This is a genomic window from Nocardioides sp. AN3 (assembly GCF_054653495.1).
The window spans coordinates 22436-28681 of sequence record NZ_BAAIGC010000045.1 but is presented as its reverse complement, the minus strand read 5'-3'; the positions used below and the strand labels follow the sequence as shown (position 1 = coordinate 28681).

General features: G+C 62.1%; 5 protein-coding genes. 3 read left to right on the top strand and 2 right to left on the bottom strand.

From position 1 onward, the window contains the following. Positions 1-3839 (top strand): RHS repeat protein (locus tag ACYQ1K_RS26290; protein ID WP_459986542.1); only part of this gene is annotated, 3839 nt, incomplete at its 5' end. A 14-nt stretch (positions 3840-3853) separates the two neighbouring features. Next, complete coding sequence (locus tag ACYQ1K_RS26285; protein WP_459986540.1) at positions 3854-4258, top strand: hypothetical protein; 405 nt, start codon at positions 3854-3856, stop codon at positions 4256-4258. 143 nt (positions 4259-4401) lie between these two features. Here ACYQ1K_RS26285 and ACYQ1K_RS26280 read toward each other — a convergent pair whose 3' ends face one another. Together ACYQ1K_RS26280 and ACYQ1K_RS26275 are read right to left on the bottom strand one after the other, a co-directional pair. After that, the gene (locus tag ACYQ1K_RS26280) at positions 4402-5139 is read right to left on the bottom strand and encodes a hypothetical protein (protein WP_459986538.1); all 738 of its coding nucleotides are present in this window, start codon (positions 5137-5139) and stop codon (positions 4402-4404) included. Positions 5140-5205: 66 nt separating this feature from the next. Continuing rightward, positions 5206-5826: a hypothetical protein gene (locus tag ACYQ1K_RS26275; RefSeq protein WP_459986537.1), complete on the bottom strand. Its 621-nt coding sequence runs from the start codon at positions 5824-5826 to the stop codon at positions 5206-5208. Between the two features lie 134 nt (positions 5827-5960). On the opposite strand from ACYQ1K_RS26275, the gene ACYQ1K_RS26270 reads away from it, so the two are divergent. Then, on the top strand, positions 5961-6227 hold the full coding sequence (locus ACYQ1K_RS26270) for a hypothetical protein (RefSeq protein ID WP_459986536.1): 267 nt from the start codon (positions 5961-5963) through the stop codon (positions 6225-6227). Positions 6228-6246: the final 19 nt, after the last annotated feature.

Below are 6246 nucleotides of genomic sequence, written 5' to 3'. Positions count from 1 at the left end.
ATGGCCCCGACGCGGGTGAGGGCGCATGGACGGTAGCCGATCATCACACGCAGGGCTACCTGACCTTCACCGACACCAACGGGTTTACGAACGTTTACCAAGCCATCGGTTCGTCCGTCACCGCGTCCGGCACGACCACCACGTACGCGGGTGTCGCCGACGCCGCCGGCGATGGCGTTGTCGTCACGATGACCGTCCCGACCACCGGTACCAGTTCGATCGCGATGACCGACTCCGACGGCACGGTCACTACCTTCACCCAGTCGGGAAGCACGTGGCAAAGCACCTCTGTCACTGAGCCGGGCTCGCGTACGCAAAGCACCTTTGGGTACTACACCAGCGGTGCGTTGAACGGCCTGGTCAAGCGGATCCTCGCTCCAGTCCCCGCCAACGTGACATGTACCGACGCCAACGCGGACACCACGCCCGGCTGTCGCTCCCTGGTCCTGGATTACGGGACACCAGTCGGCACGGCTGCCGGGACGGTCCGGCTTCTTGACGTGCGGGCCTCCCTTCCGCAAACCAGCGGCCTTTCCAACCAGAAGACCGTCGCCCAGTACACCTACAACAGCGCTGGATACCTGACCGAAGCGTGGGACCCGCGAACCGGGCTGGTCGGCCAGGCTCTCAAGACGACGTACTCGTACGATGGCACCTCACGACTCTCTACGATCACCCCTCCTGGTGAGCGCACCTGGACCCTCTTCTACGACAGTGCGTACCGGGTGAGCAAGGTGCAGCGCACCGTTCCGGTCGGCAATCCCATTTCCGGGGTCAGTGACACGACTGCAACCACCACTATTGTTTATGACCTGCCAAACAGTCTCACCGGCGTCGACTATCCCGACCTGACTGCCACTGCGTCGTGGGGGCAGACTCGCAGCGTGCCGTCGCCGGGGAGCGGTACCGCGATCTTCGAGCCCGACCATGTCCCGGCCGGCACGACTAAGGACACCGTCGCTGCGAGCGACTGGAAATACGCCACACTGCACTTCCTCGACGTCAACGGCCGCGAAACAAACTCCGCCACCTACGGCGCTGCGTCGGCGAACGATCACTGGCTGATCGACAGCACCCAGTACGACTCCAACGGCAACACCGTCTGGCAACTCTCAGCCGGCAACCGTGCCCAGGCGCTCTCGCCCAACTCCGACACTGACGCGGCTGTAGCCGCCATGACCAGCCAGGCAGACCGGGCGAACCTGCTCGCTTCCACAACGGCCTACAATCCGGCCGACCCTTCGGAGGTCACCGACACCTACGGACCCACACACCCCATCAAGTTGGCCAATGGCAGCACCATCGACGGACGTGTCCACGTGAGCACGGTCTATGACGAGGGCGCCCCGAACGGTGACGTCGCGGTCAGCGGAACGGCGTACCGGCTGCCGACGACTGTGACGACCACTGCGTACGACACCAATACAGCAGTGCAGTCGGACGTCACGACAGATGCCGACGTTAGCATCGTTCACACCGGCTACGACGCTATTGGTGGCATGGCCACCAAGGGCTGGGACCTCGGCCTCGCGACCACCTCGACTGTCCAGATGGGTTCGGCGCCGTCGTCGAATGATCTCGTAACTAAGTCCATCTATGACGCGGACGGCCGCCTCATTGAACAGCGACTGCCAGGCGCCACCACCGCAGACGCCAACGGAACCAGCCCACGTACTACCAAGACGACCTACTACTCCGCTACTGGGAGTGGGGACTGCGTCTCCCCAACCGCAGCGGGCCTGGTCTGCAAGTCGGCCCCTGGCGGCCAGCCCAGCGGCACCACGGCGGGCAGCCCGCTTCCGACGACTGTCACGGTCTACGACTTCTATGGGAACCCGACCAGCAGAGTCGAGACTTTCACCAGTGACGGCACCGGCGGACCCACCGCACCCACCCGGACCACGAGCACCGTCTACGACGCAGCCGAACGAGTGATCCAGACGTCGGTAACTACAGCGCACGTCTCTGGCAGCCAACCGGTCGATGATGTGTCCTACGCCTACGATCCGTCTACCGGTCGCCAGACGTCGCAGAGCACTGGTTCGGGCACCAGCCAGAAGTCGATCACAACGAGTTACGATCTTGCGGGGCAGGTGTCGCTCTACAAAGACGCCACAGGCGACAAGACCTACACCGGCTACGACATCGATGGCCGAGTGGTCTCTCGCGTAGATGCGAAGGGCGCGACCACCTGGACCTACGATAACTCCAGCGAGCATCGCGGTCTGGTCACGGTCCAGCGGCATGCTGGTGCCCCGGTATCTACCGACAGCCTCGGACACACCGGAACGGTCACAGACGGCAATCTCGATCTCAGTGCAACGGCGGAGTTTGGGTTCACTGCCTCCTACAACCTCGATGGCGTCCAGAGCACCGAGGGCTTCCCTAATGGCGTGACCGCAACCGGCCGCTACGACAATACCGGAGATGAGATCGGCCTGACGTACGCGAATGGTGCAACGACGTGGATGGCCTTCACCCACAGAGCAGACGCCTTCGGACGAATCGCGACCAGATCGAGTAGCGTTGCCGGTCAGACTGCTTCCTCCCAGACCTTCGCTTATGACCACGCCGGACGCCTAGTCCAGGTCCAAGACACCGTTGGACCGGCCATCAGCGGCAGCGGCAGTAGTTGCACCACGCGCCAGTACGGGTTCGACCAGCACTCCAACCGCACCAGCCTGGCCACATACCCGGCTGGCGCGGGGGGCACCTGCTCAACCACCACATCGGCGACGACTGTCACCTCGACCTTCAATGAGGCAGACCGAATCACCGGTACATGCGACACCGTCACCGGAACTGGCACGTACTGCTACGACCCGATGGGCCGCACGCTGACCGTCCCGTCCAACGATGCTATCGGCACAGCGACGCATGCCTCCGCCACAGGCCAACTCTCGATTACGTATCTCAACAATGACCTGGTCGCGACCCAAGCACAGGGGACGGGAGTAACGAAACAGACGGCCGCGTTTGATATCGACGTGCAGCAAGATCGCTTTAGCAAGACGACCATTAGCGTCGGAAGCCCCACGACGAGTACAACCGTCATGACAAGGCATTATGACGACAACAGTGACGTTCCTGCGTGGACTGACACCACGGTGTCCGGAGATGCAACGTCTTCCTGGACAGCGTACGTGCCAGGTATCAACGGTAGCCTTGCGGCATCGGTCTCAAACCTGGGGGTTGCAAAGGTTGCGTTGCAGGACCTCGACGGCGACATCGTGGCAGAGGTCCCCCTGGACGGGTCTGAGGCGGATGTACTGTCCAGTTTCGCCGAAAGTACCGAGTTCGGAGCACCGCGAAACGTTTCGAAGGAGATTTCTCCTTACGGTTGGCTGGGTGCAAATATGCGATCCAATGACGCATTGGGCGGCACATTAATAATGGGTGCCCGTCTCTATAATCCAGCAACCGGTCGATTCCTTTCCGTCGATCCCATCGCAAATGCCAACGCGAATAACTATGTCTACCCGCAAGACCCCATCGGAAACGACGACCTTTCCGGGAAGCGTCCGTCGAGCGACGAGGACGGCCACTACTACGTAGATCGAGTCTGGACGATGATAAGTACCAGGAAGATCCGCGGGCACACGTTTGGGAAGATCCGCAGGTTCCGATACTTAGGTTCATATGGAGGTACGATGCGGATCGACGAAACGATCATGAGGTATCGTAAGTGGATCCACAGCATGCATACGACTTACATTGTTGGCGCAATGTTTGAAGATCGGCACATTTTCCGTGCTTTCAAAGAGAATTGTAATGTTATTTGCAGGAAGTGGGACGAGCCTGCGGGATATTACGTCGTTGAAGAGACGATCTGGTTATAGGTCGGGAGCGTTGAGTGAACGACAACTTTGAGGATGAGCCGCCCAAGGGCGACGGTCAATTACCGCCCTCGGAATTTTCGGACCCCGACGAGTTTGGGGTCTTGACGCAAGAAGGCGCGGAGCGGCTCTCTCGGGAACGAGGGTTCCTGCGTCGCTATGAGGAGGCTTATTTGGCGTCAGAAGAGCGCATTCGGGGAAAGTTTCGAATGAGTCACGAAGACGCTCTCGCGATCGTGCGCGAGGAACACTCGAACCGCGGCCTATCATTGCCGGAAGGAGCAGCCGTTCTTACGGCCGAAGGAATCCGCCGACCTTATACACTGCTGTTGTCGCGACCGGTGCGTGCGCTCCTGCGCCAGCGACGCTTGGAGGCAGGAAAAAGCCGATGGAAATGGTTCTTCGAATCTAGGCATGGATGATCTGGACCATATGCCGCGTCGCCACCTCCGGCGACACCCATGACCCCTCGAAGGGCTCCGGATCTCGGGGCGTCCTGCCCGTCCCGACGCCAACTCGGGTCGTGCTAGGGATCTCTACGTCCGCTCCCAGCGGTGCCAGCGCTCTACTCTTCGGCGTTCGGTTGATCCGGGAGACTCGCCAACCACGCGAGTTCCTGCTCCACGACCCAGTCGTCCAGGCCGAGCAATGACTCCGACAGCCGGCGAATGCTCTGGCTCTCCCAGGCGCTCGTGACGCCTCGGTGGGCCTCGTAGAGGTCCTCGCGGAAGAAGTCGTCAGGCCCAGTGGACTCAGTGGACTCGTCGGAGATCTTCACCCGCTTCGCTAGTGCCATGTTGGTTCTGGAGATCACGAAGTTCGTGAGTTGGTCGAACCCGTAGTCCGGGATCCTCAAAGCCTCAGGATTCGCCTCGGCGTAGGCCAGGTCACCCGCCAGACGTGGCACGCGCACCTCGGGGACACTGCACCAGGGGACATCGCCGTCCTCGACGTTGACGATGAACCAACCATGGTCACCTAGCGGCGGGCACTGGCCGTCGTAATCCCCCAAGTCGACGTGAACGTGGCCACCGCCGGCGTCGAGCACGAGGACTGCGGGCCGATCGCCGATCCAGGCATCTTCGTCGGTCGTCAGGTGTCCTGCGACCAACAGTGTGCCCTGATCCCAGTCGGGCTGTCTGATGCGCGGCTGGATGGCAATGCTAGTCGGCCACTTGGTCAGCATGTCGAGGATGTCCCACCCGTCAGGTCCGCTCGGGAGGAGTCGCTGAAGCCTGGAGAGGTCGGGGCGATCGCCCGAAAGGGCCAGTGATGGCGTTCCGAGCCGGTCGTAGTACTCCACGGCCTCATCCTTCCATCGGGTTCGAGACGAGGTGGCTGGTTCCCGCACCTCCGCGTTATCCCGCGCTCAAGAGGCGAAGATCGCGTCCACGCGATGCTGGAGATGGAACAGGGCGAAGGGCGGTACCGCTTCGTCGAACCGGTGGTGTGCGGTCTGGAACGTCGCGTCGATGTTTGCATTGGCCGCCTTGTCGAACGCGGCGGCTGGGTTTGAGATCGTCTTGGTGACGACCGACAGCCACGCCTTGTTGTGTTCGCCGTACGCGGCACGTGCATCTCGGAGGGCGCCGTGCCACGGCAGCACACCGACATGTTGAACGTCCGCCCCAGACGTTTGGAGGTTAACGAGATCGGATGCGGCTGATGCGGAGATTTGGGTGCGAACGGTCTGGTTGAGAGCCTGACAGTCCGTCGATGTGATTGGCCCTGATGACGAGCACTCATTGACGTATGGGGTGACGTCGTCTGAGAGGTCGGTCTTGAAACGCTCCATCGCTGTCTCGGACCGATGCATAGCGTCGAGGAGGTGATCCATCTCCCGGTTGCGTTCGTACCAGTCGGCGACGAGAAGTAGTGCAACGACCGCGGCACCGATCAGCGCGAACCGTAGCCAACGGCGGCGTTTGCCTGTCGTATTGGGCCCTGGGGGAACACCCCGACTCGGGACGGGTCCGGTGTGCTCGCTCACAGTTGCAGGCTAATGCGACGGCGTCTGACGGATCGGCGCTTTGATGACAACCGGCCCGAGGCCCTCTCGTCAGCGCCACCAACTTCGGTTGCGCCTATCTGGTCATCTCGACCGGTTTGGGGCACCGTGGGAACGTGACCACCGCCCGCAGGCGCTCAGCCGCCATTCCCGCCGGCAGCCACGTGCCGGTCCCGGACCTGCGCCCTGGGCACGTCATCGGAGCCAGTGGGATCCGAACGATCATCTCCGAAGGCACCGACCATGGCGCCTACCGCTCGTTCGTGGTGCGGTACGTCAACGGCGAGCAGCGGATCGAGTCTTGGCCGAGCGACAGCACCGTGCTGGTCGTGGGCACCGATCGGGACGTTCGGCGCCAGAACCGCCGCCTACGGCCGGCTTGATCGCTGGCGCTTCTTACCG